This is a genomic window from Nonomuraea sp. NPDC049378 (genome assembly GCF_055586745.1).
Genome location: NZ_JBVJHP010000012.1, coordinates 1 through 20,927 on the forward strand (window position 1 = coordinate 1; position 20,927 = coordinate 20,927).

General features: G+C 71.3%; 20 protein-coding genes. 4 read left to right on the plus strand and 16 right to left on the minus strand.

Annotated features, from left to right (window positions below; translation table 11 throughout):
• The coding region (locus tag ACZ6SA_RS25370; RefSeq protein WP_465830841.1) for a hypothetical protein at nucleotides 1–203 on the plus strand (203 nt) is incomplete at its 5' end.
• A gap of 299 nt (nucleotides 204–502) precedes the next feature.
• Here ACZ6SA_RS25370 and ACZ6SA_RS25375 read toward each other — a convergent pair.
• Nucleotides 503–946: a MarR family winged helix-turn-helix transcriptional regulator gene (locus tag ACZ6SA_RS25375; RefSeq protein ID WP_347648832.1), complete on the minus strand. Its 444-nt coding sequence runs from the start codon at nucleotides 944–946 to the stop codon at nucleotides 503–505.
• Nucleotides 947–1,049: 103 nt separating this feature from the next.
• Between ACZ6SA_RS25375 and ACZ6SA_RS25380 the strand changes: the two genes are divergently transcribed.
• Nucleotides 1,050–1,433: a PPOX class F420-dependent oxidoreductase gene (locus tag ACZ6SA_RS25380; RefSeq protein ID WP_347648833.1), complete on the plus strand. Its 384-nt coding sequence runs from the start codon at nucleotides 1,050–1,052 to the stop codon at nucleotides 1,431–1,433.
• A 5-nt stretch (nucleotides 1,434–1,438) separates the two neighbouring features.
• Here ACZ6SA_RS25380 and ACZ6SA_RS25385 read toward each other — a convergent pair whose 3' ends face one another.
• Entirely contained in the window at nucleotides 1,439–2,044 is a 606-nt protein-coding gene (locus ACZ6SA_RS25385; protein ID WP_347648834.1) for an HAD family hydrolase, read from the minus strand.
• 32 nt (nucleotides 2,045–2,076) lie between these two features.
• On the opposite strand from ACZ6SA_RS25385, the gene ACZ6SA_RS25390 reads away from it, so the two are divergent.
• Nucleotides 2,077–3,540 carry a glycosyltransferase family 39 protein gene (locus ACZ6SA_RS25390; RefSeq protein WP_465830844.1) on the plus strand — a complete coding sequence of 488 codons (1,464 nt, stop codon included), beginning with the start codon at nucleotides 2,077–2,079 and terminating at the stop codon, nucleotides 3,538–3,540.
• A 58-nt stretch (nucleotides 3,541–3,598) separates the two neighbouring features.
• On the opposite strand, the gene tyrS is transcribed toward ACZ6SA_RS25390, so the two are convergent.
• The gene (gene tyrS / locus ACZ6SA_RS25395) at nucleotides 3,599–4,864 is read right to left on the minus strand and encodes a tyrosine--tRNA ligase (RefSeq protein WP_347648836.1); all 1,266 of its coding nucleotides are present in this window, start codon (nucleotides 4,862–4,864) and stop codon (nucleotides 3,599–3,601) included.
• Nucleotides 4,865–4,957: 93 nt separating this feature from the next.
• Here tyrS and ACZ6SA_RS25400 point away from each other — a divergent pair, with 93 nt between their 5' ends.
• Nucleotides 4,958–5,359, plus strand: coding sequence for a PH domain-containing protein (locus tag ACZ6SA_RS25400; RefSeq protein WP_347648837.1), 402 nt, complete (start codon nucleotides 4,958–4,960; stop codon nucleotides 5,357–5,359).
• Here the strand turns inward: ACZ6SA_RS25400 and ACZ6SA_RS25405 are convergent.
• The 13 genes from ACZ6SA_RS25405 to ACZ6SA_RS25465 all read right to left on the minus strand — a co-directional run bounded on the left by ACZ6SA_RS25405 (nucleotide 5,299) and on the right by ACZ6SA_RS25465 (nucleotide 20,672).
• Nucleotides 5,299–6,048, minus strand: a complete 750-nt coding sequence (locus tag ACZ6SA_RS25405; RefSeq protein WP_465830847.1) for a DNA-3-methyladenine glycosylase — start codon at nucleotides 6,046–6,048, stop codon at nucleotides 5,299–5,301. The two genes, ACZ6SA_RS25400 and ACZ6SA_RS25405, sit on opposite strands and share 61 nt — an antisense overlap.
• Entirely contained in the window at nucleotides 6,030–7,451 is a 1,422-nt protein-coding gene (argH, locus tag ACZ6SA_RS25410; RefSeq protein ID WP_347648839.1) for an argininosuccinate lyase, read from the minus strand. The genes ACZ6SA_RS25405 and argH overlap by 19 nt, the downstream gene beginning before the upstream one ends.
• Nucleotides 7,452–7,554: 103 nt before the next feature.
• A complete protein-coding gene (locus tag ACZ6SA_RS25415) occupies nucleotides 7,555–8,754 on the minus strand; it encodes an argininosuccinate synthase (RefSeq protein WP_443154200.1) in 1,200 nt (399 codons plus the stop codon).
• A 67-nt stretch (nucleotides 8,755–8,821) separates the two neighbouring features.
• Nucleotides 8,822–9,316, minus strand: coding sequence for an arginine repressor (locus ACZ6SA_RS25420; protein ID WP_347648980.1), 495 nt, complete (start codon nucleotides 9,314–9,316; stop codon nucleotides 8,822–8,824).
• A gap of 8 nt (nucleotides 9,317–9,324) precedes the next feature.
• Nucleotides 9,325–10,275: an ornithine carbamoyltransferase gene (gene argF / locus ACZ6SA_RS25425; protein WP_465830850.1), complete on the minus strand. Its 951-nt coding sequence runs from the start codon at nucleotides 10,273–10,275 to the stop codon at nucleotides 9,325–9,327.
• Complete coding sequence (locus tag ACZ6SA_RS25430; protein ID WP_465830852.1) at nucleotides 10,272–11,438, minus strand: acetylornithine transaminase; 1,167 nt, start codon at nucleotides 11,436–11,438, stop codon at nucleotides 10,272–10,274. The genes argF and ACZ6SA_RS25430 overlap by 4 nt, the downstream gene beginning before the upstream one ends.
• Nucleotides 11,438–12,310 carry an acetylglutamate kinase gene (gene argB / locus ACZ6SA_RS25435; RefSeq protein ID WP_347648843.1) on the minus strand — a complete coding sequence of 291 codons (873 nt, stop codon included), beginning with the start codon at nucleotides 12,308–12,310 and terminating at the stop codon, nucleotides 11,438–11,440. The genes ACZ6SA_RS25430 and argB overlap by 1 nt, the downstream gene beginning before the upstream one ends.
• On the minus strand, nucleotides 12,307–13,518 hold the full coding sequence (argJ, locus tag ACZ6SA_RS25440) for a bifunctional glutamate N-acetyltransferase/amino-acid acetyltransferase ArgJ (RefSeq protein ID WP_347648844.1): 1,212 nt from the start codon (nucleotides 13,516–13,518) through the stop codon (nucleotides 12,307–12,309). Before argJ ends, argB begins: the two co-directional genes overlap by 4 nt.
• 67 nt (nucleotides 13,519–13,585) lie before the next feature.
• The gene (argC, locus tag ACZ6SA_RS25445; protein ID WP_465830854.1) at nucleotides 13,586–14,608 is read right to left on the minus strand and encodes an N-acetyl-gamma-glutamyl-phosphate reductase; all 1,023 of its coding nucleotides are present in this window, start codon (nucleotides 14,606–14,608) and stop codon (nucleotides 13,586–13,588) included.
• Between the two features lie 426 nt (nucleotides 14,609–15,034).
• Nucleotides 15,035–17,074, minus strand: coding sequence for a bifunctional aldolase/short-chain dehydrogenase (locus tag ACZ6SA_RS25450; protein WP_465830856.1), 2,040 nt, complete (start codon nucleotides 17,072–17,074; stop codon nucleotides 15,035–15,037).
• Between the two features lie 6 nt (nucleotides 17,075–17,080).
• Entirely contained in the window at nucleotides 17,081–18,292 is a 1,212-nt protein-coding gene (gene rhaI, locus ACZ6SA_RS25455; RefSeq protein ID WP_465830858.1) for an L-rhamnose isomerase, read from the minus strand.
• 10 nt (nucleotides 18,293–18,302) lie between these two features.
• Nucleotides 18,303–18,620: an L-rhamnose mutarotase gene (locus tag ACZ6SA_RS25460; protein ID WP_347648848.1), complete on the minus strand. Its 318-nt coding sequence runs from the start codon at nucleotides 18,618–18,620 to the stop codon at nucleotides 18,303–18,305.
• A 123-nt stretch (nucleotides 18,621–18,743) separates the two neighbouring features.
• Nucleotides 18,744–20,672 (minus strand): beta-galactosidase, encoded by a 1,929-nt coding sequence (locus ACZ6SA_RS25465; protein WP_443154192.1) that lies wholly within the window; start codon nucleotides 20,670–20,672, stop codon nucleotides 18,744–18,746.
• Between the last annotated feature and the right edge of the window lie 255 nt (nucleotides 20,673–20,927).

A 20,927-nucleotide genomic window follows, 5' to 3' on the forward strand; every position in this document is an offset into this window, starting at 1 on the left:
CTAACAAAAAGGAATCCATCAACCGACAAACGTCGATCAACGGGGTTGTGCATCATGCACTGGCTTTTAACACACTGTTGAGTTCTCAAGAAACGGACGCGTGCTTCCTCGCCTTGATTCTCTCGAATCGAAACTCGGAGGCGTCTTTTTGCTTGCTTCACTTTATCAGGCGGCCTATTTCTCCGTCAAACCCGGAGGTTTGAAGAAAATCGGCCAACCTTCTTAGGATGGTGCACTCCGCTTCCGCGGAGACCCCCGCAACTTACCGTGCCATCCGAGGCGTGTCGAAACAACCGGTTTTTCGGCGATCGCGACGCACCCGCAGACGGCTCGGGCTTGAGCACGCCGAAGCGACTCCGCCGATTGGCTCGTCTCTATCAAGGGGCTTGCCCTGGGGCCCGTCCACCTGACCGGCGTCCGGCTCACACCCGGGGCGAACTGAAAGACTAGGTCGTGATCCGCAACACGTCAAATCGTCCCGCCCGACCGGCGTGGCGGCCGGTCACGATTCGGGCGTCACGCGGGCGATGGCCTCCACGCAGCGGGCCAGCAGGGCCCGCAACGCCGCGCGCTCCTCGGCGCTGAACTCGCCCGCGATCGCGCGTTCGATCAGCACCGCCCGCTCGTCCGCCGCCTCCAGCGCCGCGAGCCCGGCGGGCGTGAGCCGGGTCTCCAGGACGTTGCGGTGCCAGGGGTGCGGCGACCGTTCGACCAGTCCGCGTTCCTCCAGGTTCTTGAGCACCACGGTCATGGCCTGCGGAGTGACGAGACACGCTCTCGCCAGCGCCGCGCCCGAGATGCCGGGGTTGTCGGACAAGGCGAACAGCGCGGCGTACTGCGGGACGGTCAGCCCGGCCGGCCGAACGGCCGCCTGTTTCGCGGCGATCAGAGCCTGCTCGGCGCGCTTGATGTCCAGTCCGAGCCGTTCGTCAGCAGGCATGCCCATAGCGGGGAGCGTACAACCACATACGATCATTCCAGTCTTGATATACATCAAAGCTTTGATATTGTGCCCACGTCCGATGCCCTGAGAAGCGAGGAGAACGCGGATGATTCCCGCGAGCCACCTGGACCTGCTCAGCCGACCGCTGTTCGCCCACCTGGCGACACTCGGCCCCGACGGAGCCGTCAACGTCAACCCGGTATGGACGGTCTGGGACGGTGAGGTCCTGCGCTTCACCACCACGACGGACCGCAGGAAGTGCAGAAACGTCATGGAGAACCCGCAGGTGGCGGTCTCCGTCAACGACCCCGACGCGCCGTACCGTTATCTGGAGATCCGTGGGGTGGTCGAGCGGGTGGAGCCCGACCCGTCGGGCGACTTCTTCGACACTCTGGCCGAGCGCTACGGCCTGGAGTACGAGCGGCCGGTCGCCGATGCCGAGCGGCGGGTCGTGATCGTGATGAGGCCGACGCACACCACCCGGCAGTGAGGCGCTCAGGGGAGGATCGTGATCGTCTCGGCGAGGGCCCGCACCTGCCGCGGCGACTCGTACAGCTCCGCCGCCATGCCCGCCTCGCGCGCCGCGACGACGTTCACCAGGTTGTCGTCGAAGAACAGGATGTCCCGCGGCGTCGCCCCGATCCGCTCCGCACAGATCTCGTACGCCCGACGCTCCGGCTTGGCCGCCCCGATCCGGCACGAGAACGTCAGCGAGGCGAACCGTCCCAGCCAGTCACCATGACGCGATTCCCAGAAGGGCACCAGGTCCTCGATGATGTTCGACAGCAGGCCCAGCCGGTGCCCCTGGTCCGCGAGTTCGTGCACGACCTCCACCATCGACTCGTCCACGTCGCTCCAGCTGGCCAGGTCGGCTCCGATGAGCGCGGGCACGTCCGGGAAGCGGGTCCCCAGCCGGTCCGCCACCGCGTCCCAGTACGCGACACCGCTCTGGCCCTCGTCATAGAGCGGCCGGCAGGCCCAGTACGCCTCCCAGAACCGCTCCTCCGGTACACCCGCCAGCTCGACGAGCCGCCGCCGGCTCTCCGGACTCTGGGTCCGGGCAATCACGCCATAAAGGTCGAACACCATCACATTGGCCATACGCCCGACCCTACGGCGCGTATCCTGCCCCGGTGACCACTGCCGCCACGCTTGCTCCCCCTGCTCGTCCCGCCGCGCGTGTCCGCACGTCAGCGCCCTGGTGGATGGCGTCCCTCGCCGGAATCGCGGCGTTGTCCGGCACGGGCTCCGCCACCCTGAACGGCGACGAGCTGGCCACCGTCAGCGCCGCCTCCCGGTCGTTGTCCGGCCTGTGGGAGCTGGGCCAGCACATCGACGGCCATTTCCTGCCCTACTACCTGTTCATGCACTTCTGGGTGAAGGCGGGCACGGCGGAGCTGTGGCTGCGGTTCCCGTCGGCGGTGGCGATCGCCGTGGCGGCCTGGTTCCTGGCGGACCTGGGCCGGCGCCTGCACAGCGTCCGGGCCGGCGTGGCCGGTGCGGCCGTTTTCGCGATCCTGCCGACGGTCTCCTACTACGGGGCCTTCGCCAGGTCGTACGCCTTCGCCGCCGCCGCGGTGGTGCTCTCGTTCTGGGCGCTGCACCGGGCGCTCCGGCGGCCGGCCGCCCGGCGGTGGGTGCTCTACGGCGTGGCGGTCGCGCTCGTGTGCTCCACGCACCTGTTCGCGGTGCTGGTGCTGCCCGCTCAGCTGTGCCTGGCCCGCCGCGACGTGCTGGCGCGGATGGCCGCGGCGCTGGCCGCCGGGTGTGTTCCCGCCGTGGTGCTGGGGCTCATCGGGTACGGCGAGCGGCACGCCATCAGCTGGATCCCGCAGCGGGGGCCGGAGGTATGGCTGAAGTTCCCGAAGATGGCGGCGGGGACGACCGGGCTCGGCGTGATGTTGTTCGTGCTGGCCGTGGCCGGGGCGGTGCTGCTGTGGGCGGCGGCGCGCAGGCGGGTCCCGGGCGTGGCCGCAGGCCCGTGGGCGTTCGCGCTGGCGGGGTGGCTCGTGCTGCCGCCCGTGCTGCTGCTCGCGGTGTCCCACCTGGTGACGCCGGTCTACGTCGACCGCTACCTGTTCGTGACCGCTCCCGCACTGGCGCTGCTGGCCGGGATGGCCGTGGCCGCTCTCCCCCGGTTCCACGTGGTGGCCGCCGTGGCGGTCGTGCTCCTCGGGTGCGTGCTGTCGGTCCAGCAGCATGTGGACGTACGCGAAGAGAACGGGCGCTTCGAGAACATCCCGTGGGCGCTGCGCGTGATCAAGGCCGAGCCCGACGACGCCATCGTGTACGGGCAGAGCCAGTTGCGCGCGGGCTTCGACTACTACGCCGACTCCTTGATGCCGGTCGACGTGCTCAGGACGGGCGACGCCCCCGATCCCGGCGGGTTCGGCCATCCGGAGCGCTCCGATGTCTCGGCGGCCCTGGAGCGGCACGACCGGGTGTGGGTCGTCTGGCGCGGGACGAAGAAGTCAGGGCTGGAGGGCGACGGCATCGACCGGGTCGGGGAGGTGCGGGAGGCGGGCTTCGAGCTCGGCCTCGCCAAGCACTCCGGCGATCTGCCCGGGCTTACGGTGACGCTCTTCACCCGCCCGTGAACGCCGTACAAGGAGAAGGCGGGCCTGCCCGAACGGGAAGGGCCCGCCTCGCGCCCGGTCAGCCGACCTCGACGCCGCCGATCGACTTCTTGCCGCGACGCAGGACCAGGTAGCGCCCCGCCAGCAGGTCATCGGAGGTCGGCACGTAGGACTCGTCGGTGATCTTCACGTTGTTGAGGTACGCCCCGCCCTCCTTGACCGCCCGCCTGGCCGCCGACTTCGACTCCACCAGGCCGCTGTCGGACAGCAGGTCGACGAACGCCGCTCCGAGCGAGCCGACCTTGGCCTTCGGCACCTCGGCGAGCGCGGCCCCGAGCGTGGCGGCGGGCAGCTCCTCCAGCGTGCCCTGGCCGAACAGCGCCTTGGAGGCGGCCACGACCGCGTCGAGTTCGTGCTTGCCGTGGAGGAGCTCCGTGAGGTCCTCGGCCAGGGCGCGCTGGGCCTGGCGGGCGAAGGGGCGCTCGGCGACGGCCTTCTCCAGTTCCTCGATCTCCTCGCGGCTCTTGAAGGTGAACACCTTGAGGTAGTGGACGACGTCACGGTCGTCGGAGTTGAGGAAGTACTGGTAGAAGGCGTAGGGCGAGGTCATCTCGGGGTCGAGCCAGAGGGCGCCGCCCGCCGTCTTGCCGAACTTCGTGCCGTCGGCCTTGGTGATGAGCGGCAGGGTGAGCGCGTGCACGTGGGCGCCCTCGATGCGGCGGACCAGGTCGGCGCCGGCGGTGATGTTGCCCCACTGGTCGCTGCCGCCGATCTGCAGCGTGCAACCGTAGCGGCGGAACAGTTCCAGGTAGTCGTTGGACTGCAGGATCTGGTAGCTGAACTCGGTGTAGCTCAGGCCCTCACCCGACAGCCGCGCGGACACGGCCTCCCTGGCCAGCATGCGGTTGACCGGGAAGTGCTTGCCGATGTCGCGCAGGAAGTCGATCGCGGTCAGCTCGCCGGTCCAGTCGAGGTTGCTCACCATGAGCGCCGCGTTCGGCTGCGCGTCGAAGTCGAGGAACCGGCCGACCTGGCCGCGCAGACGTTCCACCCATTCGGCGACGATGTCGCTGGAATTGAGCGCGCGCTCGGTGTTGCGCCCGCTGGGGTCGCCGATGAGGCCGGTCGCGCCGCCGACCAGGCCGATCGGGCGGTGCCCCGCGAGCTGGAAGCGGCGCAACGTCAGCAGCGGCACGAAGTGGCCGACGTGCAGCGAAGGAGCGGTGGGGTCAAAACCGGAATAGACCGTGATCGGTCCCTTGGCCATGGACGCGCGCAGGGCGTCGAGGTCGGTGGACTGCGCGATCAGGCCTCGCCACGCGAGGTCATCGAGAATGTCGGTCACGGTGCCGGCTTTCCAGTAGACGGGTTGAGGTTGATTCGATACAAGCGTGCCTGATCGCTCGGGCAGGCCGCCACTTGGATACGCTTCGTGTCCATGTGGAGGGTCCGTCGCGAGCTGGCCGTTTTGAAGATCTTAGGGGCTCTGGCATGCGCCGGACTCGCCCTTTACTGGTGGGCGGGAGCCGACGTGGGCGGCGTGATCCTGGCCGTTCCCGCGGCCGTGCTGATCGGCGCGATGGGCCTGCGTGACCTGCTCGTTCCCGTACGGCTGGCGGCCGACGAGAGCGGGATCACCGTGGTGCACGGGTTCGCGGGCAGGCGGCACGTGCCGTGGGAGGCGATCAGCGACATCAAGGTCGACGTCCGCAGGCGGTGGGGTGTGCGCAGCGAGATGCTGGAGATCGACACCGGCGACTTCCTGCACATCTTCAGCCCTCACGAGCTGGGCGCCTCGCCCACGGAGGTGGCCGCGGCGTTGCGGCGCCGGGGCACGTGAGCGCGGTACGGCGAGACGGCCGGGTCGCCGTCGATCCAGAACCGCCACGGCGTCTCCTTGGCCGTCGAGACGCCCGTGCGAGGGCCCGACCTGATCGCGGACGGGTCCGCGGGGCGGCCCTCCAGCATGACCACCGCGCCGTGCGGGACACCGGTGAGCCGGTGATCCCGCGTTAACAGCGTCTCCGTCTCGCCGGGCGCGCCCGGCCAGATCGCGTCGATCCCGTTGTGCTCGCGGAGCAGGCCGAGGGCGACCGCCAGCCTGGCCGGCCCGCGGGCGAGATCACGATCGGCGACCCGCCGGCCGCCGCCACCGGAGGCCGCGCTGCCCGAACGGCGGGCGCGGGCGACGTCCGCGCCCGCCACCACCTCGCCCGCCCGCAGCAGCACGGCCGAGCCCGAGCCCTCCGGCAGGCACACGAGGTTCGCGCAGAAGTGCATGCCGTAGGTGAAGTACACGTAGACGTGGCCGGGCGGGCCGAACATCACGGCGTTGCGCGGTGTTCTGCCGCGATAGGTGTGGGCCGCCGGATCCTCTCCCGGGCCGCCGTACGCCTCGACCTCGGTCAGGCGCACGGCGACGGGACCGTGCACGAGGACGCGCCCGAGCAGATCGGGCGCCACCTCGGGCGACGGCCGGTCGAAGAAGCTCCGCGGCAGCGGGCCGGAGCTCAGCTGCCCGCCGCCCATGCCGCCTGCGCGTCGACGGACTCGCGCAGGGCGACGAGCTGGTCGCGTACGCGGTCGGGTGCGGTGCCGCCGTGTGCCTTGCGCGCGGCCAGCGCGCCGGGCACGCTGAGCACGTCGCGGACGTCCGGAGTCAGGTGCGGCGACACCTTGACCAGCTCGTCGTCGGTCAGCTCGCCGAGGTCCTTGTCGTTGACCTGGCACCACACCACGAGATGGCCGACCGCCTCGTGCGCCTCGCGGAAGGCCACCCCGCGGCGCACGAGCAGCTCGGCCAGGTCGGTGGCCAGCGCGAAACCGTCGGGGGCCGAAGCCTCCATGCGGGCGGTGTTGACGCGCATCGTCGCCACCAGGCCAGCCATCGCGGGCAGGACCAGCAGCAGCGTGTCGACCGCGTCGAACACCGGCTCCTTGTCCTCCTGCAGGTCACGGTTGTAGGTCAGCGGCAGGCCCTTGAGGGTGGTCAGCAGCGCCGTCAGGTCGCCGATGAGCCGCCCCGACTTGCCGCGGGCCAGCTCGGCCACGTCGGGGTTCTTCTTCTGCGGCATGATCGACGAGCCGGTGGAGTAGGCGTCGTCCATCTCGATCCAGCGGAACTCCTGCGAGGCCCACAGGACGATCTCCTCGCCGAGCCGCGACAGGTGAATGCCGATCATGGCCGCGTCGAACAGGAACTCCGCCGCGAAGTCGCGGTCGGCGACGGCGTCCATCGAGTTGGGCGCGGCGGAGGAGAAGCCCAGCTCCTCGGCCACGGCCTGCGGGTCGAGCGGCAACGACGAGCCCGCCAGCGCGCCGGCCCCGAGCGGGGAGACCGCGGCGCGTTTGTCCCAGTCGGCGATGCGGTCGATGTCGCGCGCGAAGGCGTGCACGTGGGCCAGGAGCTGGTGGCCGAACGAGACCGGCTGCGCGTGCTGCAGGTGCGTCATGCCGGGCGCGGCCGTGTCGGCGTGCTGCTCGGCCTGCGCCATCAGCGCCGTCTCCAGCTCGACCAGGCGGGAGACGATCGTGCGGGCGTGATCGCGAAGGTAGAGGCGCAGGTCGGTGGCGATCTGATCGTTGCGCGAGCGCCCGGCGCGCAGCTTGCCGCCGAGCGAGCCGAGCCGCTCGAGCAGGCCGCGCTCCAGCGCGGTGTGCACGTCCTCGTCGGCGACCGTCGGCCGGAACTCGCCCGCCTTGCAGGCGCGCTCCAGGTCGTCGAGCGCGCCGATCATGCGCTCGAGCTCCTCCTCGCTGAGCAGCCCCGCCCTGTGCAACACCCGGGCGTGCGCCCTGGAAGCCGCCAGGTCGTACGGGACGAGCCGCCAGTCGAAGTGCACGCTCACCGACAGCCGGGTCAGCGCGTCGGACGGACCTCCTTCGAAGCGTCCGCCCCACAGCCGCATCGGCTTGCCATCACTCACCGTCATCTCCTCCGTGCCGTGTTCAATGATCGCGCCCGCTTCGTGGTCGTCGGCATCGTGTCTCGCGCTCCCCCGAGCTCCTGCGCTCCGGCCGCGACCTTAGTGCAACTCAACGCCTTTTCGCGTCGCGCGCGGCCGCGATCTTAGCCGGGAGGGAGAAGAGCTGGACGAAGCCCTTGGCCAGCGACTGGTCGAACGAGTCGCCGGTGTCGTAGGTGGCGAGCGAGAAATCGTACAGGGAGTCGTCGGAGCGGCGGCCGGTCACGGTGGCGTTGCCGCCGTGCAGGGTCATCCTGATCTCCCCGTTGACGTGCTTCTGGACGTCGGCGATGAGGGCGTCGAGCGCGTTCTTGAGCGGCGAGAACCACAGGCCGTCGTAGACGAGCTCGCTCCACCTCTGGTCGACGCCCCGCTTGAAGCGGGCCAGGTCCCGCTCGACGGTGACGCTCTCCAGCTCCTTGTGGGCGGCGATGAGCGCGATCGCGCCGGGCGCTTCGTACACCTCGCGCGACTTGATGCCGACCAGCCGGTCCTCGACCATGTCGATGCGGCCGACGCCCTGCGCGCCGGCACGCTTGTTGAGCTCGTCGACCACCTGGAAGGGCGTGAGCGCCCGGCCGTCGACCTTGACCGGGACACCCTGCTCGAACGTGACGACGACCTCGTCGGCCGGGCGCGGCTGCCTGGGGTCGGCGGTGTAGGAGTAGACCTCCTCGGTCGGGCCGTTCCAGATGTCCTCGAGGAAGCCGGTCTCGACGGCGCGGCCCCAGAGGTTCTGGTCGATGGAGAACGGGTTCTTCTTCGACGTCTCGATGGGCAGGCCCTTGGCCTCGGCGTACTCGATGGCCTTGTCGCGGGTCCAGGCGAAGTCTCTCGCGGGTGCGATGATCTCGAGGTCGGGGGCCAGCGCGGCCAGGCCGGCCTCGAAGCGGACCTGGTCGTTGCCCTTGCCGGTGCAACCGTGGGAGACGATGGTGCCGCCGAAGCGCTTGGCCGCCGACACCAGGTGCTTGACGATGAGCGGTCGCGACAGCGACGACACCAGCGGGTAGCGGTCCATGTAGAGGGCGTTGGCCTGGAGCGCGGGCACGCAGAAGTCGGCGGCGAACTCCTCCTTCGCGTCGACGACGACCGACTCGACCGCGCCGCAGTCCATGGCCCGCTTCTGGATGAGCTCCATGTCCTCGCCGCCCTGGCCGAGGTCCACGGCGACGCAGACGACCTCGGCGTTCATCTTCTCGGCGAGGTAGGGGATGGCGACCGAGGTGTCGAGACCGCCGGAATATGCGAGAACCACTCTGTCGGGCATTGTGCTTCGTCTCCAGTGCTGAATGTCAGGATGTCCCGTACGGCGGAGCCCACTCACGCGGAGTGGGCTAACTACGTCGGTCGGCCACCTTCAGCAGCGCGTCGGCGACCGCCTCGCCGCCCATCGGGTCGCGGCTGATGACGAGGATCGTGTCGTCGCCCGCCACGGTCCCGAGAATGGACTCCCAGTCGGCGTGGTCGATGGCGGAGGCCAGGAACTGGGCCGCGCCCGGAGGAGTGCGCACGATGACCAGGTTGGCCGAGGCCTCGGCCGCGACCAGCAGCTCCTCCGCGATGCGGTGCAGCCGCGCCGCCGGGGTCTCGCCGGTGCCGAGCCTGGCCAGCGGGATGCGGCCGCCGCCCTCGCCGGGCAGCGCGTACACCAGCGAGCCGTCCTCGGCGCGCAGCTTGAGCGCGCCGAGCTCGTCGAGGTCGCGCGAGAGCGTGGCCTGGGTGACCTCGACGCCGCTCTCGGCGAGCAGCTTGGCCAGCTCGGGCTGGGAGCGCACGGCCTGCCGCTGCAGCAGGTCGGTGATCTTCGCCTGCCGCGCCGCCTTGGTCATCGGGATGATCACGCGCCCTCCGGCACCCTGGTCGGGTCGGCGTGCGTGGCCAGCCAGTGCAGCAGCGCCTTCTGGGCGTGCAGGCGGTTCTCCGCCTGGTCCCACACGACGCTCTGCGGGCCTTCGAGGACCTCCTCGGTGATCTCGTTGCCGCGGTAGGCGGGCAGGCAGTGCAGCACGATCGCGTCGGCCGCGGCGTGGCGGAGCAGCTCGGCGTTCACCTGGTACGGCATGAGCGCGGCGACCCGCTCCTCCTTCCCCTCCTGCCCCATGGACACCCACGTGTCGGTGGCGACCACGTGCGCGCCGTGGACGGCGGCCTCCGGGTCGGTCAGCGCGACGACGGAGCCGCCGGTCTTGGCCGCGATGGCGGCGGCCTGGCCGAGGATGACCGGGTCGGGCTGGTAGCCGGCCGGGGCGGCGATCCGTACGTGCAGTCCGGCCGTGGCGCCGCCGAGCAGGTAGGAGTGGGCCATGTTGTTGGCGCCGTCGCCCAGGTAGGTCAGCGTGCACCCGGCCGTGCGGCCCAGCCGCTCGTGGACGGTCTGCAGGTCGGCGAGGATCTGGCAGGGGTGGAACTCGTCGGTGAGCGCGTTGACCACCGGCACCCGGGAGTGGGCGGCCATCTCGTCGATGAGCTCCTGCCCGGAGGTGCGCCAGACGATGGCGGCGACCTGCCGGTCCAGCACCCTGGCCAGGTCGGCGGTGGGCTCGCCGCGGCCCATCAGCACCGAGACGTTGTCGACGACCAGCGGCAGGCCGCCGAGCTCGCCGATGCCGGTGTGGAAGGAGATGCGGGTCCTGGCGGACGGCTTGTCGAACAGCACCGCGACGGTGCGCGGCCCCTCGAACGGCCGGTAGCCGAACCGGTCCTTCTTCATCGCGGCGGCGAGCTCCAGCACCTCCGCCTGCTCGCCGGGCGACAGGTCGTCGTCTCTGAGGAAGTGACGGATGGTCATGCAGCCGCCTCCGTGAGGATCCGCGGGAACGACGCCACCAGGGCGCCCACCTCGTCCGCCGTCACGACGAGCGGCGGCGCCAGGCGCACCGCGTCCGGCTGGAGCGCGTTGACCAGGAAGCCGGCCGCCGCGGCGGCCTCCTGCACCTGGGCCGAGCGCGGCTCGCGCAGCACCGTGGCCAGCCACAGGCCGCGGCCGCGCACGCCCTCCAGCAGCGGATGGTCGATGGCCTCCAGCCCTTCGCGCAGCCGTGCGGCCACCGACCTGACGTGGCCGAGGTCGAGATTGTCGAGGACGGCCAGCGCCGCGGCGCAGGAGACCGGGTTGCCGCCGAACGTCGAGCCGTGGTCGCCCTTCTCGAACAACCTGCCCACGTCGCCGAAGCCTACGCAGGCGCCGATCGGCAGGCCGCCGCCCAGGCCCTTGGCCAGGGTCAGGATGTCGGGGGTGACACCGTCGGCCTGGTGGGCGAACCAGTGGCCGGTGCGGCCGATGGCGGACTGGATCTCGTCGGCGACCAGCAGCGCGCCGGTCGAGTCGCAGATCTCGCGGGCCGCCTCGAGGTAACCGCCGGGTGGCGGCACCACGCCCGCCTCGCCCTGGGTGGGCTCCAGGAAGAGCGCGATGCAGTCGCCGGTCATGGTCTCCTTGAGCGCGTCGGCGTCGCCGTACGGGACGAAACGCACCTCCACCGGGAACGGGCCGAACTGGTCGCGGATCGCCTTCTTGCCGGTCAGGGAGAGCGCGCCGATCGTGCGGCCGTGGAAACCGTTCTCGGCGGCGACGAAGTAGGAGCGGCCCTCGCGCCGGCCGTGTTTGAGCGCGAGCTTGTAGGCGGCCTCGTTCGCCTCGGTGCCGGAGTTGGCGAAGAAGACCCTGGCCGGGGCGTCGAGCATGCCGAGGAGTTTCTCGGCGAGCAGGACCTCGGGCTCGTGCAGGAACAGGTTGCTGGTGTGGGCGAGCGTGGCGACCTGCCGGGAGACGGCCTCGACCAGGGCGGGATGGGCGTGGCCGAGCGAGCTGACCGCGATGCCGCCGATAAAGTCGAGATATTCCCTGCCGTCGACGTCCCATACGCGGGTGCCCTCGCCTCGGGCCAATGCCACAGGGGGGACCCCGTAGTTGCCCATGAAGGCTTTCTCGAACCGTTGGAACAGGTTCATCAGGGCATCACCATCGTTCCGATCCCTTCGTTGGTGAAGATCTCCAGCAGCATCGAGTGGGGGACGCGGCCGTCGAGCACGTGGGCCCGGGGCACGCCCCCCTGCACGGCCGTCAGGCAGGCCTCCATCTTGGGTACCATGCCGCTGGACAGCGTGGGCATCATGGTCGCGAGCTCGTCGGCGCTCAGCTCGTCGATCACGTCGGTGTCGTCGGGCCAGTTGGCGTACAGGCCCTCCACGTCGGTGAGCACGATCAGTTTGCGGGCCTGCAGGGCCACGGCGAGCGCGGCGGCCGCGGTGTCGGCGTTGACGTTGTAGATCTCTCCGTCGTCTCCCCGCGCCACGCTGGAGACGATCGGGATGCGGCCGTCGTCGAGCAGGGCGGCGACCGCGCCGGGCTCGACCTTGATGATCTCGCCGACCTGGCCGATGTCGACCGGCTGGCCGTCGACGACCGCGTGTTTGCGCACCGCGGTGAACAGGTGGGCGTCCTCGCCGGACATGCCGACGGCGAACGGGCCGTGCCGGTTGACCAGGCCCACGATGTCGCGGTTGACCTGGCCGACCAGCACCATCCTGACGACCTGCATGGCCTCGGGCGTGGTGACCCGCAGCCCGGCGGTGAACGTGGACTCGATGCCCAGCCGGTCGAGCGCGCTGCTGATCTGCGGGCCGCCGCCGTGCACGACGACCGGGCGCAGGCCGGCGTGGCGCAGGAAGACGACGTCCTCGGCGAAGCCGGACTTGAGCGCCTCGTCGGTCATCGCGTTGCCGCCGTACTTGATGACGACGGTCGCGCCGTGGAAGCGGGTCAGCCACGGCAGGGCCTCGATCAGCGCCCCGGCCTTGGTGTGCGCGGTGGTCAGCCTCATGAGGAGTACGCCGAGTTCTCGTGGACGTAGGCGGCCGTCAGGTCGGTGGTGTGGACGGTCGCGGTGTGCGGGCCGGCCGACAGGTCGATGGTGATCGTCACGTCCCTGGCACTCATGTCCACCTTGTCGCGGTCGTCGCCCACCGCGCCGCCCCGGCAGATCCAGATGCCGTTGATGGCGACGTTGAGGCGGTCGGGCTCGAACTCGGCGTCGGTGGTGCCGACGGCGGCCAGCACGCGGCCCCAGTTGGGGTCCTCGCCGTGGATGGCGCACTTGAGCAGGCTGGACCGGGCGACCGCGCGGCCCACTTTCACGGCGTCGTCCTCGTCCGCCGCGCCGACCACCTCGATGGCGATGGCCTTGGAGGCTCCCTCGGCGTCGACGAGCAGCTGCCTGGCCAGGTCGGCGCAGACCTCGGTGACCTTCTGCTCGAACTCGTCGAGGTCGGGCCTGACCCCGGACGCGCCGCTGGACAGCAGGAGCACGGTGTCGTTGGTCGACATGCAGCCGTCGGTGTCGAGCCGGTCGAACGTGACGGCCGTGGCCCTGCGCAGCACGGTGTCGAGCTCGTCGCCGGTCAGGTCGGCGTCGGTGGTGATCACGCAGAGCATGGTGGCCAGGGCGGGGGCGAGCATGCCGGCTCCTTTGGCCATCCCGCCGACCATGTATCCCCGGGCCCCCGAGGACCCCCCGGACTGCAGGGAAGAGGCTTCCTCCCCCGCAGCGGCTTCGCCGCCGCGCTTGAACGAGATCTTGGAGACGGTGTCGGTGGTGCGGATGGCGTCGGCCGCGGCCAGGCCGCCGTCGCGGGCGAGCTGGGCGGCGGCGGTCTCGACGCCCGCCAGCAACTCGTCCATCGGCAGCCGCTCGCCGATGAGGCCGGTCGAGCAGACCGCGACCTCACCCGCGGAGTCCTCCAGGAGCGCGGCCACCTTCTCGGCGGTGGCGTGCGTGTCCTGGAAGCCCTCTGGGCCGGTGCAGGCGTTGGCCCCGCCGGAGTTGAGGACGACCGCGCGCAGCCGCCCGCCCGCCAGGACCTGCTGCGACCAGAGCACGGGGGCGGCCTTGACGCGGTTGGCGGTGAAGACGCCCGCGGCGGCGCGGCTGGGGCCGTCGTTGACGACGAGAGCGAGATCGCGGGCGCCGCCGGGCTTGATCCCTGCGGCGACTCCCGCGGCCCTGAAACCCAGGGGTGCCGTGACGCTCATGACACCGCCTTCCACGGGGACGGGAGCGATGAGCTCCCGTGCTCGTCGGTTGATGCGCTGCGCTTGCTCAAGGTGCAACTCCTGTCAGGGGAAGGCCGAGCTCTTCCGGCAGGCCGAGGGCGATGTTGACGCTCTGGACGGCGCCCCCGGCCGTGCCCTTGGTGAGGTTGTCGATGGCGATGACGGCGACCACGCGGCCCGCGCGCTCGTCGAGCGTCACCTGCAGGGCCGCGGTGTTGGCGCCGTAGGTCATGGCGGTGGCCGGCCAGACGCCCTCCGGCAGCAGCCTGACGAACGGCTCGCTCTTGAGCGCGACCTCGTACGCCGTGCGCAGCGACTCTTTGGTGACGCCTGGCGCGGCCGGGGCGGAGCAGGTGGCGAGGATGCCGCGGCTCATGGGGGCCAGCGTCGGGGTGAACGAGACACGCACGGGAGCGCCGGCGACCGCCGACAGCCCCTGCTCCATCTCGGGCGTGTGCCGGTGGACGCCGCCCACGGCGTAAGCGCCGGCCGAGCCCATGACCTCGCTGCCGAGCAGGTGGGGCTTGGGCGACCTGCCCGCCCCGCTGGTGCCGGAGGCGGCGACGACGACCACGTCGGGCCCGGCCAGCCCGGCGGCGAGCGCGGGCGACAGGGCGAGCAGGACGGAGGTCGGGTAGCACCCGGGGACGGCGATCCTGGTCGCCTGCCTGAGCACCTCGCGCTGTCCCGGCAGCTCGGGCAGGCCGTAGGGCCAGGTGCCGGCGTGCTCGCCGCCGTAGAACTCCTGCCAGGCGGCGGGGTCGGCGAGCCGGTGGTCGGCGCCGCAGTCGACGACCAGCGTCTCCTCGCCGAGCGCGGCGGCGACGGCGGCGGAGTGGCCGTGCGGCAGCGCGAGGAAGACCACGTCGTGCCCGGCGAGCGTGCCGGCGGTGGTGTCGTCGAGGACGCGGTCGGCCAGCTGGGGCAGGTGTGGCTGGTGGGCGCCGAGACGGCTGCCCGCGCTCGAGGCCGCGGTGAGCGCCCCGATTTCGAACTCCGGATGGCCCAGCAGGAGGCGGAGCAGCTCACCGCCCGCGTAACCGCTGGCTCCCGCGATCGCCGCTCTCATCCTGCCGCCTCCTGCATATTCATGCATCCTAGCTCATGACCTTGCTGGTGAAAATGATGCACTGGTGAGGATGAATATGCAAGCCGCGATGAGCCCGGGCGACCACATCGTGAGACCCGGCGGTCTCCGGGCACGGCGTCCAGCGCTACCGCCCCGCAGCGGTCATGACGTGGCCGGACGCGTGGACGCCGGGGAGGACGGCCGGAGCGCGCCGCCCGGCTTTCCCGCGGGCGGGCCCGGCGGCGGGGGCATGGGACGGCCCGGGCGGGGCGGACCCGGCACGTGGCTGCCGGCATGAGGGGCGCCGGGCGGCTCGTTGCATGCCTTCACCTATGACCCGGCGACCGCGATGTTAATCCTGGGTGTCGCAGATTCCCAGCAGGGGACGTACCGGGCGGGCCCGTTCCGGGGCCCGCCGGGTCCGTGTCAGCGGAGGAAGGCGGCCGCCACGCCCGCGTCCACCGGGACGTGCAGTCCCGTGGTGTGGGTCAGGTCGCCGCCGGTGAGCGCGAAGACCGCGGCGGCCACGTGCTCGGGCAGGACCTCCCGCTTGAGCAGGGTGCGCTGGGCGTAGAACTCGCCCAGCTTCTCCTCCTCCACCCCGTAGACGGCCGCGCGGTTGGCGCCCCAGCCGGAGGCGAAGATGCCGGAGCCGCGCACCACGCCGTCGGGGTTGACGCCGTTGACGCGGATGCCGTGCCCGCCCAGCTCGGCGGCCAGCAGCCGCACCTGGTGCGCCTGGTCGGCCTTGGCGGCGCCGTAGGCGACGTTGTTCGGGCCGGCGAAGACGGCGTTCTTGGAGGAGATGTAGACGATGTCGCCGCCCATGGCCTGGTCGATCATGACCCTGGCGGTCTCGCGGGAGACCAGGAACGAGCCGCGCGCCATGACGTCGTGCTGCAGGTCCCAGTCGGCCAGGGTGGTCTCCAGCAGCGCGCGCGACAACGACAGGCCGGCGTTGTTGACCACCAGGTCCACGCCGCCGAAGGCGAGCACGCCCGCGCGGACGGCCGCCACGACCTGCTCCTCCGAGGTGACGTCGACCGCGACCGCCACCGCCACGTCCGCCTCGCGGTACGCGCCCGCGCCCAGCTCGGCGGCCACCTTCTCGGCGGCGGCCACGTCGCGGTCGGCGACGATCACGCACGCGCCCTCGGCGGCGAGCCTGCGCGCGGTGGCCGCGCCGATGCCCGAGCCGCCGCCGGTGACCAGCGCGACGCGCGTGGCCAGCGGCTTGGGCCTGGGCATGCGGCGGAGTTTGGCCTCCTCCAGCTCCCAGTACTCGATGCGGAACTTCTCCGACTCGGGGATGGGCGCGTACGTGGAGACGGACTCCGCGCCGCGCATGACGTTGACGGCGTTGACGTAGAACTCGCCGGCCACGCGGGCGGTCTGCTTGTCCTTGCCGAACGAGAACATGCCGACGCCCGGCACGAGCACGATCGCCGGGTCGGCGCCGCGCATGGAGGGCGAGGCGGGGGTGGCGTGCCGCTCGTAGTAGGCGGTGTAGTCGGCGCGGTAGGCGGCGTGCACCTCGCGCAGCCGCTCGGCCGCCTGCTCCAGCGGCGCGTCCGGGGGCAGGTCGAGCACGAGCGGCGCGACCTTCGTACGCAGGAAGTGGTCGGGGCAGGACGTGCCCAGCGCGGCCAGCCTCGGATGCTCGGCCCGGGAGACGAAGTCGAGCACCTCGGGCGTGTCGGTGTAGTGGCCGACGACGCGCATGTCGGTCGAGGCCAGGCCGCGGATCAGCGGGAACAGCGCGGCGGCGCGGGCGTGCCTCTCCTCCTCCGGCAGCGTCCGGTGGATCACCGCGCCGAACGGGTCCGCGCGGCCGTGCTCGGCGAGGTACGCCTCGGCGGTCCTGATGATCTCCAGCGAGCGGGCCTCGCACTCCTCGGACGTCGAGCCCCACGCGGTGATGCCGTGTCCGCCGAGGACGCACCCGATGGCCCGCGGGTTCGCCTCCTTGACGGCGGCGATGTCCAGGCCCAGCTGGAAGCCCGGCCGCCGCCACGGCACCCACACGACCCGGTCGCCGAACACGCGCCGGGTCAGCTCCTCGCCGTCGGCGGCGGTGGCCAGCGCGATGCCCGCGTCGGGGTGGAGGTGGTCGACGTGCGCGGCCTCCACGAGCCCGTGCATGGCGGTGTCGATCGACGGCGCGGCCCCGCCCTTGCCGTGCAGGCAGTAGCCGAAGGCCGCCACCATCTCGTCCTCGCGCTCCACGCCCGGGTAGACGTCCTTGAGGGCGCGCAGCCGGTCGAGGCGGAGCACGGCCAGGCCGGGCTCCTTGAGCGTGCCCAGATCGCCGCCGGAGCCCTTGACCCAGAGCAGATCGACGTCCTCGCCGGTGACCGGGTCGGGCGCGGCGCCCTTGGCCGAGGTGTTGCCGCCCGCGAAGTTGGTGTTGCGGGGGTCGGCGCCCAGGCGGTGGGAGCGTCCGAGCAGTTCGTTCACGACGTCCATGGTGGTTCAGGCCCCCCAGCCGGCCTGCTCGCCGCCGACGCGCTCGGCGGCGATCTTCTCGAAGTATCCGGACTTGGCGTACGCGCTCATCGGGTCGGGCGCGAGTCCCATCTCCTCGCGCAGCTCGGCCAGCAGCGGGCGCACGTCGGTGTTGTAGGCGTCCATGAAGACGGCGTTGGCGCCCAGCACGTCGCCCTCGGCCTGGGCGGCCGACAGCGCCTCGCGGTCGACCAGCAGCGCCTTGGCGGTGGCCTCCTGGACGTTCATGACCGAGCGGATCTGGCCGGGGATCTTGGGCTCGATGTTGTGGCACTGGTCCAGCATGAACGCCACCCTGCGGAGGGCTGCGCCCTCCGCATCCTCCCCTGCAGGCCCGGTGCTTCGCTCGTCCCTTCCGTCGTCCAGGGCTCCGCCCCGGACGACCTCGTACATGATCCGGAAGAGCTGGAACGGGTCCGCCGCGCCCACCATGAGGTCGTCGTCGGCGTAGAAGCGGGAGTTGAAGTCGAAGCCGCCGAGCTTCCCCTCGCGCAGCAGGAACGCCACGATGAACTCGATGTTGGTGCCCGGCGCGTGGTGCCCGGTGTCGACCACCACCTGCGCCTTGGGGCCGAGCTTGGCGCAGTGCGCGTACGCGGTGCCCCAGTCGGGCACGTCGGTGGCGTAGAAGGCGGGCTCGAACAGTTTGTACTCCAGCAGGAAACGCTGGCCCTCGCCGAGCCGCTCGTAGACCTCGGCCAGCGCCGCGGCCAGGCGGTCCTGGCGGGCCCTGATGTCGTCCTGGCCCGGGTAGTTGATGCCGTCGGAGAACCACAGCTTGAGGGTGTCGGAGCCGGTGGCGTCCATGATGTCGACGCACTCGAGCAGGTGGTCGGTCGCCTTGCGGCGCACCCTGGCGGAGGGGTGGGTGACGCTGCCGAGCATGTAGTCGTCGTCCTGGAAGACGTTGGAGTTGATCGCCCCGATGCCGACGCCCGCCTCGCGGGCGTGCCGGGCCAGGTCGGCGTAGTCGTCCACCTTGTCCCACGGGATGTGCAGCGCGACCGTGGGGGCGATGCCGGTGTGCGCGTGCACCTGGGCGGCGTCGGCGAGCTTCTCGTACGGGTCGCGCGGCACCCCCTTCTGGGCGAACACCTTGAACCGGGTGCCGCTGTTGCCGTAGGCCCAGGAGGGCGTCTCGATGTGCTGCGCCCGCAGCACGGCCTTGATGTCAGTCATGACTCCCCGATCAATCCAGGTGGAAGACTTCGGTCAGCGGTCTCATGCCCTCGTCGGGCCGGCCGTCGAGATTCTCGAAGAACGGCGCCATCTCCGCCTGCCAGCGGGCGTTGACCTCGGTCTCGGCCATGGCCTTCTGGGCGGCCTCGAAGTCCTCGGTCTCCAGGTAGCCCACGAGCAGGCCGTCGTCCCTGAGGAAGAGCGAGTAGTTGTGCCAGCCGGTGCGCGACAGCGCCTCTCGCATCTCCGGCCAGACCTCGCGGTGGCGTTCGCGGTATTCCGCCAGCCGCTCCGGGCGGACTTTCAGCAGGAAGCAGACGCGTTGCACCGGCACTCTCCTCAAAACGTTTTAATGCTTCGCCAGGAAACTATGATTCCAGCTGCCCGCTGTCAATGCGCATCAGGGTCCTCCGCGGCCCCGGCGCAGGTTGGGGGCGCCGGGACCGTCAGGTCAGCCGCTGATCACGCGGACGTCGCCCGCGGCCACGGTGACGGATTCGCCCGAGGCCGTGGTCACGACGGCGTCCCCGGCCGTGTGATTGATCGCGAACAGGTGGGAGCGGCCGTCGGGGTGGGACCGCCGCACGACCTCGACCCCCGGCGGGCTCGTCGCGGGCGGCCTCGCCTCGGCCTCGGCGCAAACCGTGGCGATCACCTCGGCCAGCGCGTCGTCGTCGAGCCTGGTGGTCAGGTAGTGGGCCGCGCCGTCGCCCCACACGTTGCGGGTCCAGGCGGGCTCTCCGGTGGCGTAGGTGTCGAGGACCTTCGCGCTGGTCGCGTGCGCGACCTCGCTCCACACGCTCCCCGACCCGCCTGAGGCCAGCCGGATCGGGCCGTCCAGCGGGAAGAACTCCTCCACGGTGACGCCCAGCAGGTCGCGCCACGCCCCGGGATAGCCGCCGAGACGCACCCGGTCGTGCTCGTCGACGATCCCGCTGTACGGGCCGACGAGCGTCACGCCGCCCGCCCGTACGAACCTTTCCAGGTTGGCCGCCCCCGAGTCGCTCACCAGGTAGAGCGCCGGCACCAGGACCAGGCGGTAGCCGGTCAGGTCGCCTTCGGGGTGCGCCAGGTCGCAGGTGATGCCGGCCCGCCACAGCGCGGCGTGCCAGCGCTTGGCCTCCTCCACCGGGTCGAGCTCGGAGGAGGGCTGGGCGGGGTGGTCCTGCGCCCACACGCTGGAGTGGTCGACGAGGATGGCGACGTCGGCGTTGACCCTGCTGCCCGCCACCTCGGCGAGCCCGGCCAGCTCGGCCCCGAGCGCGCTCACCTCGCGCCAGACCTTGGTGCCGACGCCGGCGTGCGGGAGCATCGCCGAGTGCCACTTCTCTGCGCCGGCCCGCGCGGCCCGCCACTGGAAGAACATGATCGCGTCGGCGCCCCTGGCCAGATGGGCCAGCGAGTTGCGGCGCAGCTCGCCGGGCGCCTTGGCGCGGTTGCGCGGCTGCCAGTTGACCGCGCTGGTCGAGTGCTCCATCAGCAGCCACGGGCGGCCGCCGTTGAGCGAGCGCGCGTAGTCGGCGGCGAAGGCCAGGTCGATGTGCGGCTCCGCGCGGGCGCCGATCAGGTAGTGGTCGGTGGAGACCACGTCGAGCTCGGCGGCGAAGGCCCAGCAGTCCATGTCCCAGTGGGCGCCCGCCATGAGGTTGGTGGTCGCGGGCACCCCGGGGGTGAGCTCGCGCAGCAGGTCCCGCTCGGCGATGTAGAGCTCGACGAGCGCGTCGGAGCTGAACCTGCGGAAGTCGAGCTGCTGGCCGGGGTTGGTGAAGCTGGGGGTGTCACGCGGCGGCAGGATCTGCGCCCACTCGCCGTAGTGCTGTGACCAGAACGCGGTGCCCCAGGCGTCGTTGAGCGCCTCCAGGGAGGCGTAGTGGGAGCGCAGCCAGGCCCGGAACGCGGCGGCCGAGGTGTCGCAGTAGCAGCGGGCGTTGTGGCAGCCGTACTCGTTGTGCACGTGCCACAGGGCCAGGGCCGGGTGGTCGCGGTAGCGGGTGGCCACCTGCTCCGTGACGCGCAGCGCCTTCTCGCGGTAGATCGGCGAGCTGGGGCAGAAGCCCTGCCTGCTGCCGTGGTGCAGCCGCCGGCCGGCGGAGTCGAGCGGCAGCGCCTCGGGGTAGGCGTCGCCGAACCAGGGTGGCGGGGAGGCGGTCGGCGTGGCCAGGTTGGCCGCGATCCCGTTGGCGGCCAGCAGGTCCATGACGCGGTCGAACCAGCCGAAGTCGAACACGCCCTCGGCGGGCTCCAGCAGCGACCACGAGAAGACGCCCACGCTGACCCGGTTGACGCCGGCCTCGCGCATCAGCGCGACGTCCTGCTCCCACGTCTCCTCGGGCCACTGCTCGGGATTCCAGTCGCCGCCGTAGGCGATGACGTCCGGCATGAAGCCTGCCTTTCGAGATACTGTTAGCGCTCACAGCTGATGACGCCAGGGTTCACGGAGGGATTAAAACGTTCTGCGCCGTATGGCACAAGCCCCGGTCCCCCGTCCCGCCTCCTTGGGACCCATCCGTCCGTGCCGTGCCGCGCCCGCAGCGCGGCACGGACGGTGCGCGACGACGCCGCCGGCCCCGGCGAGGGCTCCCGGAGCACGGAGCTCAACCGCAGTAGAACGTTTTACTTCCCGCGCGGGAGGCTA